This is a genomic window from Oceanobacillus timonensis (assembly GCF_900166635.1).
Taxonomy (GTDB): domain Bacteria; phylum Bacillota; class Bacilli; order Bacillales; family Amphibacillaceae; genus Oceanobacillus; species Oceanobacillus timonensis.
Window position 1 is genome coordinate 1713294 of the sequence record NZ_LT800497.1, and the last position, 16946, is coordinate 1730239.

General features: G+C 39.1%; 13 protein-coding genes. 9 read left to right on the plus strand and 4 right to left on the minus strand.

Going from position 1 to position 16946, the window contains the following annotated elements:
- Positions 1–3: 3 nt before the first annotated feature.
- The gene (locus tag B7E05_RS08315) at positions 4–990 is read right to left on the minus strand and encodes a P1 family peptidase (protein WP_080873770.1); all 987 of its coding nucleotides are present in this window, start codon (positions 988–990) and stop codon (positions 4–6) included.
- A 110-nt stretch (positions 991–1100) separates the two neighbouring features.
- Between B7E05_RS08315 and B7E05_RS08320 the strand changes: the two genes are divergently transcribed.
- The 4 genes from B7E05_RS08320 to B7E05_RS08335 all read left to right on the plus strand — a co-directional run bounded on the left by B7E05_RS08320 (position 1101) and on the right by B7E05_RS08335 (position 4940).
- Entirely contained in the window at positions 1101–1607 is a 507-nt protein-coding gene (locus tag B7E05_RS08320) for a redoxin domain-containing protein (protein WP_245833035.1), read from the plus strand.
- A 228-nt stretch (positions 1608–1835) separates the two neighbouring features.
- Positions 1836–2021: a hypothetical protein gene (locus B7E05_RS08325; RefSeq protein ID WP_080873772.1), complete on the plus strand. Its 186-nt coding sequence runs from the start codon at positions 1836–1838 to the stop codon at positions 2019–2021.
- Between the two features lie 33 nt (positions 2022–2054).
- Complete coding sequence (locus B7E05_RS08330; RefSeq protein ID WP_080873773.1) at positions 2055–3941, plus strand: ABC-F family ATP-binding cassette domain-containing protein; 1887 nt, start codon at positions 2055–2057, stop codon at positions 3939–3941.
- 330 nt (positions 3942–4271) lie between these two features.
- Positions 4272–4940 (plus strand): hypothetical protein, encoded by a 669-nt coding sequence (locus B7E05_RS08335; protein ID WP_080873774.1) that lies wholly within the window; start codon positions 4272–4274, stop codon positions 4938–4940.
- 46 nt (positions 4941–4986) lie between these two features.
- On the opposite strand, the gene B7E05_RS08340 is transcribed toward B7E05_RS08335, so the two are convergent.
- Together B7E05_RS08340 and B7E05_RS08345 are read right to left on the minus strand one after the other, a co-directional pair.
- On the minus strand, positions 4987–6336 hold the full coding sequence (locus B7E05_RS08340; RefSeq protein WP_080873775.1) for a CoA-disulfide reductase: 1350 nt from the start codon (positions 6334–6336) through the stop codon (positions 4987–4989).
- Positions 6337–6510: 174 nt separating this feature from the next.
- Positions 6511–7863 (minus strand): sodium-dependent transporter, encoded by a 1353-nt coding sequence (locus B7E05_RS08345; RefSeq protein WP_080876257.1) that lies wholly within the window; start codon positions 7861–7863, stop codon positions 6511–6513.
- Positions 7864–8142: 279 nt separating this feature from the next.
- On the opposite strand from B7E05_RS08345, the gene B7E05_RS08350 reads away from it, so the two are divergent.
- The 4 genes from B7E05_RS08350 to B7E05_RS08365 all read left to right on the plus strand — a co-directional run bounded on the left by B7E05_RS08350 (position 8143) and on the right by B7E05_RS08365 (position 13393).
- The gene (locus B7E05_RS08350; protein ID WP_080873776.1) at positions 8143–9339 is read left to right on the plus strand and encodes an MFS transporter; all 1197 of its coding nucleotides are present in this window, start codon (positions 8143–8145) and stop codon (positions 9337–9339) included.
- 21 nt (positions 9340–9360) lie between these two features.
- Positions 9361–10266, plus strand: a complete 906-nt coding sequence (locus B7E05_RS08355) for a quinate/shikimate dehydrogenase (RefSeq protein ID WP_425435090.1) — start codon at positions 9361–9363, stop codon at positions 10264–10266.
- Positions 10267–10668: 402 nt separating this feature from the next.
- Positions 10669–12168, plus strand: coding sequence for an aldehyde dehydrogenase family protein (locus B7E05_RS08360; protein WP_080873778.1), 1500 nt, complete (start codon positions 10669–10671; stop codon positions 12166–12168).
- Between the two features lie 52 nt (positions 12169–12220).
- The gene (locus tag B7E05_RS08365; protein WP_080873779.1) at positions 12221–13393 is read left to right on the plus strand and encodes a saccharopine dehydrogenase family protein; all 1173 of its coding nucleotides are present in this window, start codon (positions 12221–12223) and stop codon (positions 13391–13393) included.
- 365 nt (positions 13394–13758) lie between these two features.
- Here B7E05_RS08365 and mreBH read toward each other — a convergent pair whose 3' ends face one another.
- Entirely contained in the window at positions 13759–14766 is a 1008-nt protein-coding gene (gene mreBH / locus B7E05_RS08370; RefSeq protein ID WP_080873780.1) for a rod-share determining protein MreBH, read from the minus strand.
- Positions 14767–15416: 650 nt separating this feature from the next.
- Between mreBH and B7E05_RS08375 the strand changes: the two genes are divergently transcribed.
- Positions 15417–16142: a CAP domain-containing protein gene (locus B7E05_RS08375; RefSeq protein ID WP_080873781.1), complete on the plus strand. Its 726-nt coding sequence runs from the start codon at positions 15417–15419 to the stop codon at positions 16140–16142.
- Positions 16143–16946: the final 804 nt, after the last annotated feature.

The window sequence follows — 16946 nt, forward strand, 5'->3', positions numbered from 1 at the left end:
AAGCTAGATGGGTGCTCGCTCTAATACTCTCCCTCCACGTCCTATGGTTGTTTCTGCCCGTTGTAAAGATTGATAAATTGCTTCTTCAATTACTTCTGCGACAGCTTGGAAAAATTGATTCATGATTGGATGATCATCGCGCACCATTGTAAAAGAAGCTGTTACTTGGTTGGAATGGTGATCGATTGTTGCGGCTGTGGAAAAAGCAATGGCGATATCGCCGCTCCCATTATCAATCGTACTTCCGGTTCTTCCAAGTCCAACCGCACAACGTTTGGCCAGCCGTTTTAGCTGACGGTCTGAAAAAGGAGCGTCGGTAGCAAGTATCATCATGATAGATCCGTCTGGAGTATCGGGGTTTTCTTTACCATTTGCAGGGAACGGTGCCTGCTCCCGTCTGCCGAAGTTACTTACAACAAGTGCCCCAAGCGTATATTTTTTGTCTTCAGCAGAGATGACTCTGGAGGAAGTGCCGATGCCGCCCTTATAGCCCAGACACTGCATCCCGGTTCCAGCGCCAACTGCTCCCTCGAGACTTTTTTCGGCTGTTGCATGTTGAATAGCACGCATAGCATGCTCCGGTTTTACCGCTTGCAGGCGAATGCTGTTTAAATAACCATCATTGCATTCTCCGACAACGATGTTAATGGTTCCCGTTGTATCACCAATTTCTTCTGTTTCATCCAGCATATATGTTAAGGTACCTTGCATAACAGCTCCCACACCTAATGTATTGGTCAACATAATAGGGGATTCTAAAACACCAAGCTCATCCATTTGCACTAATCCCGTTGTTTTCCCAAAACCATTAATAACAGCATTGGATGCGACGACTTTTTTTCTGAATATATTTCCGGAGTGGGGCAAAATAGCTGTAACTCCCGTGCAAATGGTTTCTTGTTCATTAACGTGCTCATACAGTGTTACATGACCTACTTGAACACCAGAAACATCTGTAATACAATTTTTTGCTCCTTTTGGCAATGGCATACATGTCAAAACCCTTCTTTTTTGATTTCATTATAACAAATTGTATATCACTTGTATGGGATAGACTATATCGGAGAAATTAAGACAGAGGTGATTGTATGGGGAAGCGTATGATGAACATTTTCGTGCTCGGTCTGCTTTTTTTTCTGGTTACAATAAATGAAGTTCATGCAGCGGATGTACAGGAAGGTGTTGAGATTGGTGATAAGGCGCCTGATTTTACGTTGGAGACGCTGGATGGGGAATCAGTGCAATTATCTGATTTTCAAGGAGAAAGAGTCATGATTAATTTTTGGGCAACCTGGTGTCCGCCTTGTAAGCAGGAAATGCCGGATATGGAGCAATTTTATCAGGAACATGACCCTGTTATTCTTTCTGTAAATTTAACGGATGGAGAGATGAATACAGAACAAGTGGGGCAATTTATGCAGGAACTCGAGCTGACCTTTCCTGTTTTATTAGATAAGGAAGGGGAAGTCAGTCAATTATATCGTATTCAGCCGATTCCAATGACGTATATGGTTGATGCAGAAGGAATTATTCAATTTAAATCATTTGGGGCATTAAGCTATAAGCAAATGGTGAAGCAGTATGAGCAAATGAAGGAAGAAGAATAAGCTATCAAGCGGATTATTAAACAAGCATGAAACCCTTTGATTACAAAGGAACATGCTTGTTTTCTTTGCTATGGAATAAATGGCGGCTATAAATGTTGGCGTGGAATCAAAAGAAAATGAATTATGATAGAAAAATACGTGCGTATACGATAAAATATACGTTAGGCGTTTTTTATCGGAGAATGAGCGAACAAATACATAGATAATTTAACCTTGGGAGGCGTTAGCATGAAATTACTGCTGGGGCAATTTGTAGTTATTTTCATTATATGGCTTGGATTACTCTCGTTTTATCAAGACATGAACCAGGCAAGCCAGTTTATTTTTTATTTGGTGACTTCATGGCTGCTATTGCTGGTTGTTTTAATCATGAAGACTTGGTTTAAAGGAAAGAAGGAAACCAATCAAAAATAATCCATACTTAAAGAAATAAGGAAGGGATGCGTTATGTTACGTATTGAAAATATCAGCAAGTCCTATGGAGATAAAAATCTGTTTACCAATATCAATACAACCATTGGTGAGTATGAGCGGATTGGTTTAATCGGTGTGAATGGGACCGGGAAATCAAGCTTCTTAAAAGTGATTGCAGGCATAGATGAACCGGATCAGGGAGAAATAAAACATGCAAAAGATTATCAGATTGAGTATATCGCACAGGAAATCGATCTTTTGGAAGATTTAACGGTTATCGAACAGATTTATTATGGAGAATCGGAACAAATGAAGCTGATGCGTGCTTATGAGCAAGCTTTGCTTCATTTGGAAAAAGAACCGGAAAAAGAAACGTTTCAGCAGCAGTTATTACAGCTGCAGCAAAAGATGGATGAAGCAGAGGCTTGGGAAGCGAATGCAAATGCTAAAACAGTGTTAACGAAGCTCGGAATTACAGCATTTGATAAAAAAGTCCGCGAGTTATCAGGTGGGCAGCGAAAACGGGTTGCTATTGCTAAAGCATTGATTCAGCCTGCTGATCTGCTTATTTTGGATGAGCCTACCAACCATCTGGATCATGAAACAGTGGAATGGCTGGAAAAATATTTGCAAAACTATCGCGGTTCTATTTTATTAGTTACCCATGATCGTTACTTCCTGAACAGGGTAACCAATCGGATATTTGAACTGGATAAAGGAAACCTTTATGTTTATGAAGGAAACTATGAGTTGTTTTTAGAGAAAAAAGCAGAACGGGAAGCACAGGAAATAAGTGATGAGCAAAAACATCGCAATACGTTAAAACGTGAACTGGCCTGGTTAAAACGCGGAGCAAAGGCAAGGTCAACGAAGCAGCGTGCCCGTGTGGAACGGGTAGAAGAAATGAAAGAGAAAAAATTTGATACGAAAAAAGAAAACCTAGCGATTCAAGCCGGGTCCAAACGGCTCGGGAATGACGTTATTGATTTAGAAAATATCTCAAAAGGTTTTGAACAGCAGACGCTTATTCATGACTTCACCTATCAAATTATTCCGGGAGACCGGGTTGGTATTATAGGCCCGAATGGTACTGGGAAAACAACATTACTCAATATCATGGCAGAGCGTATTTTTCCTGACAAAGGGAACGTGAAAATCGGAGAGACGGTTCGAATCGGCTATTATACACAGGATGATGAGGATCTAGATGGGAATTTGCGCATCATTGAGTATATTAAAGAAGTGGCTGAAGTTATGCATACGGCGAATGGGCAAGTGATTACAGCAGAACAGATGCTGGAACAATTTCTATTTCCCAGACCGCAGCAATGGGCTTATATACGTACGTTATCAGGTGGGGAAAAACGTCGCCTTTATTTGCTTAAAGTATTGATGCATGAACCGAATGTCTTGTTTTTAGACGAGCCGACGAATGATTTGGATACACAAACCTTAGGCGTGTTAGAAGCGTATCTGGAGACGTTTCCCGGGGTCGTTATTACAGTTTCGCATGATCGTTATTTTCTGGACCGGATTGTTGACAAGCTCCTTGTTTTTAAAGGAGAAGGAGAGGTTTCCCTTTATTACGGAAACTACAGCAATTTCTTGGAAACAAACACGATTCCAAAACAAAAGGAAGCAACTGCTGCAAAAGAATCAAGTCCTGCATCTGCTGCGAAAACGAAAAAGAAACTATCATACATGGAACAGCGTGAATGGGAAACAATAGAGGATGAAATCACACAGCTGGAAACACGATTAACCGACATTGAGCAGGAAATTGCAGCAGCAGGAAGTGATATCGGCAAGGTACAGCCTTTATTTACAGAGCAGCAAGAGGTAGAAGATCAATTAGAAGAAAAAATGGAACGCTGGGAAGCATTATCATTGTTAAAAGAAAGCTTAGAATCAGATAAATAATGAAACAGCAAGCATCATTTATTGTGATTTTTTCGCAGACGATAAAAAATCGGGTAGCATTCGGATGATTAGCGTGTTATACTTACGTTGGAAAATCACCAGATAGGTTACAAAAGTCTAGTGTCAAGGCGTTTGTCTGCACTTGAGACCCGATTAAACTTCTGTTTATGTCAAACGCAGATTCATATCAATCCTTGCTCCAAATGAAAATAATTTCGCTTCCTAAAATGAAAACGAGAGCTTTAGAGGTTTCATTTTTACGAGTATGAGGGTATATAGAGAAGAAGAGCGTGCCTTATTTTGGAATTGATTAATCAAGGAGGTTATTAAATGAAACTTTTTCAAGTAAGAAAAGGACAATTTGTATTTTATGAAAATGAATTGCATAAGGTATATTCTGTGAAACCGATGTTTAAAAAATCCGTTCATATGTATCGGTTAAAGGATATGAAACAAGTATTAACAACGGCTAGAGAAATTAATTTTTATCGCCCAAAACATAATGATACATTTATTTTCTATGGGAAACGATATACGGTTGATCAATATGCAAAACCGAAAGCCGGTGATTACATTTTGATTGTGAAACCTACGCCAGACTTCCTGGATCATTATTCATTGAATGAGATTGAGAAAGTGGAACGGGTGGAAGATGGAAATGTTATCACAACCCGTGATAATGGTGTAAAACATAGTGAATATGTTGTGATGGTTCCAGGGAAATCAGACGCGAGTCAAGAAATTGCTTATTTTGATAAGTCTCTTGTTCCGGAAGAAAAGCAGCTGCAAGATGAGTCTATTTCTTATTTAGCAGAAAATGATGATACACTGCAACCTGCTGTCGGAGATATATATTTGGATATCCATAACAACACTCGTGCAATGATTATAGCCATGACAGATGATGAGATTGTATTCGGTCATGGGGTACGCGTACATGTTGCAGAACTATTAGATGAAACCAGATATGAATTAGTTTATCAATTTGAAGATAATTAAAAAATAAGCCGGCTGAAGTCCAATTCAGTCGGCTTTGCAGTGCATTTTATTTGGTTGCTTTTTTCCACTGTTCTCTCGCTTTATACCCTAGAATGTTGAGCGCGTCTTTTGAACCTGAATAAATCGGGTTATAGCCTAATTCCAAATCTGTCAAGTCCTCTACCGTAAGTTTTCCTTTAATTGCTGTTGCTAATACGGCCATTCGTTTATCAGCTCCTTTTGGTCCAATAACGCTGCCGCCTAATAATTGTCCGGATTCCGGGTCAAATACAATCTTCATCCACAACTTTTCTGAACCGGGATAGTATCCTGCATGAGAAAAACCTTTGGACATAACCGCTTCGAATGGAATATCCAATGCTTCTAACGCTTTCCTATTCTGCCCTGTAATAGCTACGGTATAATCAAAGATACGGAAAATAGAGGAGCCTAATATCCCTTCACGCTGAATATTTTCCCCGTTTAAATGAGCTGCAATAACAAACGCCTGTCGATGTGCGGGCCATGCTAATGCGACATGAGCCGGTTTTTTTGTAATAAAATCAACTTCTTCTACAGCATCTCCCAGCGCATAAATAGAAGGATCACTCGTTTGCATGGCCTCGTTTACTTTAATCGCTCCGGTTTCACCCAGTTCCAGACCAGCATTTTCCGCAAGTTCAATGTTTGGTGTAATTCCGACAGCCATCAGTGTCATATCTGCCTGAATCGTTTTTCCACTTTGAAGATGCAGTGTAGTGCCATGATCAGAGTAGCTTTCCAATCTATCATTTAAATAAAGTGTTACGCCGTTTTCTTGGATATGATTATCAACGAGGCTTGCCATATCATCATCTAATCGGGACATGACATGTTCTGAATGATCGACAAGAGAACATTGCAAGCCTCTTTGATGCAGGTTTTCGAGCATTTCCAAACCGACAAACCCGCCGCCGATAATAGCAGCTGATTCCGGTTTTTGATCCGTGATAAATGCTTCGATCTGATCCATATCCTCCACCGTCCGTAGTGTGAACGTATTGTACCCAATCCCGTCTAATTCCGGCATAACAGCTCGTGCTCCTGGTGAAAGAATTAATGTATCATAGTCCATTTCATATGGTTTGTTATTTTTTTCAAAAAACAGGGTTTTCTTCTCTGGTTCGATGTGCGTAACCCTTGCATAGGTTTCAATGGAAACATGATACTTCTCTCTAAAATCATTTTCTGAGTAAATTACCCGATCTCGGTCTGTAATAGTTCCTCCCAGATAATAAGGCATGCCACAATTTGCAAAAGAAATATAACCATTCCGTTCAATGATATAAATTTCCGAATCGGTATCATATCTCCGTATTTGTGCAGCGACTGTGGCCCCGCCTCCAACACCGCCGACGATGACAATTTTATTAATCATGATAAAAGTTCTCCTTTCCAATTGACTGATTCATATATTTTAGTATAAATGCATCCTGCTAGTATTATCGTTCCCGGTTTTGCACCATTTAAAAAGTGTTTATATGCTAAAAAATCTCCCTGCCTAAGAGCAGAGAGATTTTCATTCGTTTGAAATACATTGTCCGTGCCGTTTTTAAAATGGAAAAACGCCAAGGGAATAAAGGAAAACAATAACGATGGTCACAGGCGCAATCCATCTTAATAGTTGATACCACACCTGAAACATCCCGTTGCCAAGCGGATTTCTTGCCTGAAACTCTTGTTCAACTAATGTACGATTCATTGTAAAACCTACAAATAAAGCAATAAACAAACAGCCAACAGGCAGCATAATATTGCTGACCAAGAAATCACTGGCATCAAATGCTGTTTTTCCGAAAATATGAAAATCTGCAAGAACATTCGATGATAAGGCAGCAGGGATACCAAAAATAAATACAGCCAGACCAGCTATCCAGGCAATTTGTTTGCGTGATCCTTTTGTTTTTTCATCTAGAGAAGACGTAATAATCTCCAGCATACTGAAAGAAGAAGTTAAAATCGCAAACAAGAATAACAGTAGAAATAAACTCAAGAATAATGAACCAAAAGGCATTTGTGAAAATGCTTCCGGAAGTACGACAAACAGCAGTCCCGGTCCTTCTGTCGGTTCCAGTCCAAATGCGAATACAATCGGAAATATTGCTAATCCCGCAAGTAAAGATACGAAAATATTCATAATAGAAACAGAAGCTGCTGAAGTGGTTAAACTGACATTCTTAGCAAGATAAGAACTGTAAGTAACCATAACGGATATACCGACAGCTAGCGAGAAAAATGCCTGCCCTAATGCATATAGAATATTTTCTCCGTTTAACTGTGAAAAGTCCGGCTTGAGGAAGAAACGTACCCCTTCCATAGCCCCTTCAAAGGTTAAAGAACGTACCACAATAATAAGGAAGAAGATAAACAATAATGGCATTAATACTTTACTATATTTTTCGATGCCATTTTGAATGCCATGAGAGATAACAAAGGAATTAATAAATACAAACACAGCCAACCCTACAATCGTCAACAGCGGGTTCCCGGTGATTGTATCGAATAAAGCTCCGTAATCGGCACCATCTGTGATGACCATACCGGATATGGACATCAAACTGTAAATCAATACCCAGCCGCCGACAACACTGTAAAAGGACATTAAAATAAAGGCTCCGACAACTCCCCAATGTCCGATAAAAGAAAAGATGCTCCGTTTTGATGCCAGCTTTTGGTATGCACTGACTGCTTCTTTTTGCGCTCCACGCCCAACCACAAATTCAGCGATAAGCAGCGGCAGACCAATCAAAATGGTAAATAATATAAAAATAAAGAAAAACGCTCCTCCGCCATTCATCCCGGTCATATATGGGAATTTCCAAATGGCACCCAATCCGACGGCAGCACCGGCAGAGGATAAAATAAATCCGAGTTTTGTCGACCATTGTTCTGTTTTCTTTTCCATATACATAAAATCCTTCCTCTATAAAATCAATGTCCAGTATATCATAAAATGAAGCTTCCATCAGCGGGAGTCTTATTCCAAGCTAAACGTAATAGGATCGATTCCTTCATGTACAAGGAGTGTAAAAGTAGCCGTCACAGTCTTTCACAAAAAGAAGCCTTTTTAGTTTTTCCAATACAAAGAAAAAAATGACCGTAAATGAAGGAGAATAGATTTTGCTAAGCCGCTCATACTAAATCCGAGTACAACAAAGCGAAACAACAAAGGAGAGGACAGAAATTGAATAACCCTTATTTAAAGACATCAATTGGCCTCTATTTAAACTTTTTCATGCTTGGCATGATCAATATTATCATTGCTTCTAACATGGGTAATTTATCTCGGCTGTATGATGTGACTCCTTCACAGGTCAGTTTTCTGGTTTCGGCTATCGGAATTGGAAAGTTAGTCGCTTTATTTTTTGCAGGCAGGCTTTCTGACAAAATCGGCCGTAAGCCAATTATCATTGCAGCAAGTTTTTTGTATTTACTGTTTTTACTCGGCATGCCGCTGACATCAAGCTATTATTTAGCATTTGCATTTGCAATTACTGCTGGTATTGCTAACTCCTTATTGGATTCTGGGACATACCCGGCACTGATTGAGTCATTTCCAAAGAAATCCAGTACGGCAACGGTTTTAGTTAAAGCTTTTGTCTCCATTGGAGCTACCGTTTTACCGTTCTTAATTTCCTTTTTGGCAGCAAACGGTATTTTTTGGGGATGGTCATTCTTCATTCTTGGTGTTCTTTATGTCATTAGCGGCATTTATTTATTCTTTATGCCTTTCCCTGACGTAGATAATGGCGATTCTTCGGAAGAGGAAGCGTCAGATAAAGAACAAGATAAGAAAAAATTAAAAGCCAAACCATCCATGATGCGAGAAGGTCTAGCTATTATCTTAATTGGTTTTACGTCAACGGCATTATTTGTGGTATGGCAAACATGGTTACCTGAACTTGGTGAACAGTTTATCGGTTTGAGCGAAAATGATGCTGTCCAGCTGCTTAGCTATTTCAGTATCGGTGCGCTTGCTTCTGTCATATTGCTTGCTGTCGTTCTTGACCGGTTTATAAAGCCGATTACGGTTTTAATTGTTTATCCAATCATTGCATTTATTGCCATGCTGTTACTGTTCTTTATTGAATCCTATCCGGTCGTTCTTGTCAGCACATTCTTGTTAGGTTTATTTACTTCAGGATTATTCCAGCTGGCGTTAAGTATCATGACCGATTTTTTCCGGAAAAACAAAGGAACAACAACAGCTTACGTAAATATTGCATCAAGTGCAGCTTTTATTTTGGTTCCAATCATTACCGGTTCCCTTGTTGATTATATCGGAATCAGTATGACGCTTGTGTTTGATATGGTGATTGCATTATTAAGCATTTTGTTAGCACTTTATATTGCTTCCCGAAGAAAGCGAATTTTTTCTTAAGATAAGAATAAAATAGAGGAGATGGATACGATGACAGCAGATTTTGAAAAAAACTTGGAAAAAATAGATGGTTACACGAAATTGGTCGGGCTTCTCGCTACACCAATCGGGCACAGCTTATCCCCGCGCATGCACAACCTAGGCTACACGCTGAAAGATTTAAATTATGCATATCTTGCATTTGAAGTAGGCAACGATGAATTAGAGAAGGCTGTAGAGGGTATGAAAGCCATAGGAGCCATTGGATTTAACATATCGATGCCGAACAAAATGGAAGTGATTCAATACTTGGATGAGGTAGATGAAGGTGCAAAACATGCCGGTGCTGTCAATACAGTCGTAAACAAAAACGGTAAGCTGAAAGGCTATAACACAGATGGGCTTGGTTATGTATCCAATTTGCTGGAACACGGCGTTGAACTTAAAGGACAAAAAGTGACTTTAGTTGGTTCTGGCGGGGTTGCTACACCAATTACCACGCAGCTTGTTCAATCAGGTATTCGCGAAATTAGTGTTTTCGCCCGTGATGATAAATTTTTCAGCAACGCAGAAGAAAATGTGAAATATATCAATGAAGAGATGCAGGAATATCAAGTGAAAGCAAATATTTTACCGCTTGAAGATAAAGATGCATTTCGTCGTGAAGTTGCTGAAAGTCTCGTTCTTGCCAACGCTACAAGCCTTGGTATGAAACCCCATGATGATCTAAGCATTATCGACGATACGTTAGATGTGCTTCGTGATGATTTGGTTGTTACGGATGTCGTATACAACCCACAACGTTCCAAACTGCTGCAACAAGCAGAAGAAGGCGGCAGTACAGCGATTAATGGTCTTGGCATGATGCTTTGGCAGGGAGCGCTTGCGTTCGAAAAATTCACGGGAGAAGAAATGCCTCGTGAAAAAATTAAAAAAATCATGTTTTAATTGAAACAACCTAAAAAAGCGTTTGATTGGCTGGATGAAGTTTGGTTTTAACCGGACTTTATCCAGCCAAATTTCTTTATCTAACTGAAAACGACAGATGATTATTCTCCATAAAAAATAAAACAAATCAATATACGTGTATATACCAATTTTTGAATATTTTTTAAAATTAGTTGTAAACATATTGATGATTCCATTATACTAAAGTTAGAAAGAGTGTATTATTTTGAGGGAAAGAAGAACGGAAGGCCAGATTCATCTTTTTTGTATCTTTCACTAAGTACGTAAATGGACGGGATATTTCATTCTATGTGTAGTATTTCATCTTCATCTCGAATCATTTCCTTGAATTCACTTACCTGAAAATGAGGTTGAACCATTTTATAAAAGGGAGGAAATTAAATGATAACGCTTTCAAATGAAGAGAAAGTCTTAAAAAACTTTATTAACGGAGAATGGATGGATGTTGCTGAAAGGGAAAATGTTTATAATCCAGCCGATGGCAAGGAGTTTTTGGAGGTCCCGAACTCTGATGCGGCAGCTATGGATCAGGCTGTGGAAGCTGCTCGAATTGCGCAGAAAGATTGGGCGCTTGTACCTGCACCTCAGCGTGCTGAAATACTGTATAAAATAGGAGCAATCATGAAGAAAAAGAAGGAGAGACTATCTCAATTATTAACTTTAGAGAACGGAAAAGTCATTGAAGAAGCGCGCGGTGAAGTTCAAGAAGGAATTGATATGGCATTTTATATGGCTGGGGAAGGGAGACGTTTATTTGGGCAAACAACCCCAGCTGAATTAAAAGATAAATTTGCAATGAGTCAACGGCATCCGGTTGGAGTAGTAGGGATTATTACTCCATGGAATTTTCCGATAGCGATAGCTACGTGGAAAACATTTCCTGCAATGGTTGCGGGCAACACCGTTATCTGGAAACCTTCCTCCGAAACACCGATGATGGCATCGGAGTTGGCAAAGATATTTAAAGAAGCTGGATTGCCTAAAGGGGTAGTGAATGTCGTATATGGATCGGGAGCTACAATTGGGCAGGCAATGATTGAGCAGGAAGCAATTCGTGTGATCTCTTTTACTGGATCCAATGAAACCGGCAGAAAAGTAGCGACAGAATGCGGAAAACAATTGAAAAAGGTCTCTCTGGAAATGGGCGGGAAGAATGCTGTCATCGTCATGGAAGACGCAGATATTGATTTGGCGGTGGAAGGTATTCTGTGGAGTGCTTTTGGAACAAGTGGACAGCGCTGTACAGCCTGCAGCCGTGTGATTGTCCATAAAGATGTACGGGAGATATTGGAGAAACGTTTATTAGAGGAAATGAAAGGCTTGACGATAGGGGATGGATTGGACACCAAGAATAAAGTTGGTCCCATTATTAATCAGGCAGGTCTGGATAAAATATTGAAATATATGGAAATCGGAAAAGAAGAGGGGGCGAAATTACTGGCGGGTGGTAAACAGCTCACCGTAAAGAATTATGAGAAGGGTTTTTATTTTGAACCGACATTGTTTACGGATGTAACGATAGATATGCGGATTGCCCAAGAGGAGGTTTTCGGACCTGTTGTTTCGCTGATTGAGGTAAATGACTTTGAAGAAGCGATTGCTGTAAATAATAAAGTGAAGTACGGATTATCCAGCTCTATTTATACACAAAATGTGAACCGTGTGTTTAAAGCACAGCGCGACTTGGATACAGGAATTGTTTATGTGAATGCAGGGACGACCGGTGCAGAAATTCATTTACCTTTTGGAGGAACGAAGGGTACCGGAAATGGACATCGTGATTCTGGCGTGCAGGCACTGGATGTATTCACGGAATGGAAAGCAGTTTATGTAGATTACAGCGGAAAGTTGCAGCGTGCCCAAATTGATACAGATGCATAGACTATCTGTGAAAGTTCCTTTCAAAGAAGTAAGAGAAAAAGGGGGAATTATCATGAAAATAGGTGTATTAGGAACCGGGCTTATGGGAAAAGAAGTTGCAAGAGACTTGGCCAATAGTGAGGGCATTCAAGAAATTGGTCTTGCCGACATTGATTTGCAGCGTGCCCAGGATATTTGTTATCAATTACAGTCGCCATTTATGACAGCCTATCAGGTAGATGCGCAGAATGAAAAGGAACTTGCTGACTATATGCGCCGTTTTGATGTTGTTGTCAACGCTCTGTTTTATACTTTTAATGAACTCGTTGCGAAAACAGGAATCAAGGTGAGGACTTCCGTTGTTGATTTAGGCGGTCATATTGATCATATTACTGATAAAGTATTGGAGTTGGAAGGGGAGGCAAGAGCTGCAGGTGTAACCGTGATTCCTGATTTAGGTGTAGCCCCTGGAATGATAAATATATTATCAGGTTATGGTGTGAGTAAACTGGAAGAAGCGGCATCCATCCAATTATTTGTGGGAGGGATTCCTGTTCATCCGGAACCGCCATTACAGTATAATCATGTATTTTCGATGGAAGGTGTGCTGGATCATTATACCGATCCATCCGAGATAATCCGTGATAGCACGTTGACCACTGTCCCATCTTTATCTGGAATTGAACCGATTAGTTTTGATGATTTCGGAGAATTAGAAGCATTTCATACGTCAGGGGGAACGTCCACATTAACAAAGTCTTTTCCTTATTTAGAAACGCTGGAGTATAAAACCATACGATATCCGGGACATGCTGAAAAATGTAAACTGTTAGTTGATTTGAATCTGACAAAAAACCATTATGATGTCGTGGTAGACGGCGTCAAAATCAGTCCGCGTAAAGTTTTATTAAAGGTACTTGATCCCATTGTTGCATTAAAGGATAAAAAAGATGCCGTTTTATTACGGGCTGTGATAAAAGGCCGTAATAAGCAGGTGAATACAACATTCACCTATGAAATGGTGACTTATAAAGAGGAACAGACAGGAGTTACAGCAATGGCACGGGCTACAGCAAATACAATATCAGTAGCTGCCCAAATGATAGCAGGCGGGAAAATTACCAAAAACGGTGTATATCCGCCGGAAAAGATCATTCCTGGAGAAGCATATATCCAAGAAATGGCGAAAAGGGGAGTGATGATTAAAGAAAAAATCTCGATGGAAAGCTATTCGACAGTGTCTTGATAAACAAGGTGTAAAGGAAAAAATATCTTTGTGCATGACAAATAAGCTTCCTTATTCCATTTTTTAAAAAATGGGGAAGCATTTTGACCCCTTATTAGAAGAATATTTCCTTTAATAAACGTGCCATATCGTTAAGAAGTAGACGTAGAAAGAAATCAAGTGAGCTCTATGCTTGATTTCTTTCAGGTCAACTTTTTAAACACAATGAATAAGCCCTTTAAAACTTCTATTTTTAAAAGGATAACCTATTTTATACAGGATGCGGAAAAGAAAAAATCCCGTACGCTGTATATTTAGATAAAAATACAAATAAATGCCGGCAATAGTACGATTTAAAGTATAATATCTCCAGAGAAAATGAAATTTTATTTTGCTGCTTTTTGTAATTTATGGATCATTTTTAATGCACGGCCAGTTCCAATTGCTACTGATTCTAACGGGTTTGGAGCAATGTGAACAGGGACACTGAGTTCTTCCGCAAGCCAATCCTTCATACCGTTTAATTGAGAACCGCCACCTGTCAGGACAATCCCATTATCAACAATATCACCGCTTAATTCCGGCGGGCATTCCTCTAAAGTTGCGCGGATTGTTTCTAAAATTTGATCTAACGATTCTTTTAAAGAAGAATAAATCTCTGTAGAAGTAACTTCGATTGTTTTTGGAAGTCCGGTAACCATGTCACGACCGCGGATTTCCATTTTTTCTTCTTGATGATTTGGAAGTGCATAACCAATTTCCATTTTAATATTTTCGGCAGTACGTTCACCAATTAAAATATTATATTGTTTACGGATATGCTGAATAATCTCTTCATCCATTTTATCTCCCGCTGTACGTACGGAATTGCAGGACACGATACCACCAAAAGAAATAATACCTACTTCTGATGTTCCGCCGCCAATATCTACAATAACATTGGCATAAGGTTCATCGACTGGAAGATCAGCCCCGATTGCTGCAGCAACAGGCTCTTCAATTAAATGAACTTGTTTTGCTCCGTAACTGGAGACAGCATTATGAATCGCTCTTCTTTCAACACTTGTACTGCCTGATGGTGTACATACGATGACATTTGGTTTACGCATAGACATTCCTAATGTTTTGCTTACCTTTTTAAGCAATTCTTTCAGTAGTTGAGCAGTCACGTCATAATCAGCGATAACGCCATCTTTTAGAGGACGGATCGGGATGATGTTCTTTGGTGTCTTTCCGACCATTTCTTTTGCTTCTGTTCCGACAGCCATTACTTGCTTTGTATTCACATCAATAGCTACGACGCATGGTTCATTTAAAACAATTCCTTTTGTTTTTGAGTATACTAAGATATTTGCAGTTCCTAAGTCAATTCCAATTTCAGCGCTTGAAAACATATATAAAATCCTCCATTAAATAACGTTTTTATTTTGATTGCATGCAGAAAAGACAATATACGACACTTTTCTGTATGAGAGAATATACAATAAGCTTGATCCAAAATGAAAAATAACGTTCATTAAGCTTACCTTATTAAATATTCTCTTTATGTTTTAGTGTAATCCGGTAATTTACGTTTCATATATCATCTGATTGTTTACGGTTTATTCTTTGTTCTTTTGTTCGTATAACATAATTATTTCAGTCTTTAAATACTATTCTATCAAATAATTGCTTTTTTGGGGGTAATGAACTCCCTTATTTATATAGACAGAACTAGTTTATAAAATAAAATAAAAGTGAAATGAAATCAAGTAACATTTCCGTTACAATTTTGCTTATGGTGTAACATTAGTCCTCCTGTTGAAACTTGTCAATATTCGTTTTATAGAAATGATTTCCTGTCGATTGATTAATTTCCAATACAGGAGAATTATACGCATTTTAGAATAGTAGATTTGACAGGGTTTTACAAGTTTAAAAGTAAAAAATAATGGGAGAAAAAAGTCCTTGGTAAACCTTGCCTCGATTATTTCAAATGTTACAGCCAAACCCGTGTTATGATTTTTTTGCACAAAACAAAACAACAAAAAAGGAGTGTATGTGCATGTTTAAGAAAGTAGGCATTGCTACTGCATTGTCAGCAACCGTATTAATTGGAGGAGGATTCACTTCAAGTGTTGAAGCATCTGCAAATTCCGGAGCCTCTCCTCAAAGTTCCGAACAAGTCTATTATTCTGAGAATGGACAAGGCTGGAACAATATAGATACAGAGCAATTAAATACCAGTGATTTCAATTGCTTTGATGCAATAAATGGAGAAGCAGCTCCAGGTAAAGAAGCAGAAGCTGAGACGCCTGCAGATAACCAGTCAGCGGAGAAAGAAAATCAGGCTGATACTGGTAATCAGGAAGAAGCAGAGCAAAACACAGAAGACAACCAATCAGACGGTGAAGTAAGTCAATTTGAACAAGAAGTAGTTGACTTAACAAATGAAGAAAGAGAAAAACAAGGTCTGGAGCCACTTGAAATAGACACAGAGTTAAGTGAAGTAGCCAGCGAAAAATCAAAGGATATGCAAGAAAACAATTACTTTGATCATAATAGCCCGAACTACGGCTCTCCATTTGATATGATGGAAAGTTTCGATATTGATTACAACACTGCTGGTGAAAACATTGCGCAAGGACAGCAATCTCCAGAAGAAGTAGTAGATGCTTGGATGAACAGTGAAGGTCACCGTGAAAACATCATGAATGCTGATTTCACACATATCGGTATTGGTCATGTTGAAGATGGTAACTACTGGACACAAATGTTTATTGGAAAATAAGCAAATTCTTTTCATTAAATCATGCAAATAAAACCTTTCCGTTTGGATGGCTATTGAGACCATTCATTCGGAAAGGTTTTTTGTTTTAATAAAGCATATTTCCGGTTATTGCGTTTATTTTGCTTAGGAAAATAAACGAAGTTAAGATAAAAGTTGACGGCTAAATCTCTGCTTTATGGGGTATAGTTCATATAAGAAGATTTCATTGCTTCGTAAAAAGTAGTTCTTCTTTTTAAACGGAAACAACGGGATTTATAATGACTCAACTTTCATACCAAAGAATAAACATATAACCCTTGCTGTTCCGGGATGACCATGATTGCTATTAGCATGCTTGCTTTTCGTTAAATCATCCTTCTATTTTTTGAACAGAATATGGTGTATAGCTTTCATGTATAGAAAGGAATGATTGCTGAGCCTTTTTGCCATGCACCACAAAAATTGGTTCTGTCTGATCGACCCTTTATTTATTCAGCTATTTCAACCGTAAGAGTATCCTACTAGCGGAGACGGACCGTTTTGACTCCTGAGGGATCAGCACCATCTGAAGATGCCCTTTTGCCAAGTGAACTTCTTGGCAAAAGTTAGCTGAAGAGCGTGCCCCCTAGGCAGACTAAGAACGCAACGTCCTGGGGTTGGGACTGGGGCTGCGCTTACTCGCCCCATTGAAAACATTTGTACGTCGGAAAGCAAAACGGTCCGCCGCAGCGGTCGCCTTACACTTTATCCTCTATTCTTTATCAACCCTGTTCCTATGGAATGGAAGTTCCTTTTTAAAGGGCGAAAAGTGAGTAATGCCGATTA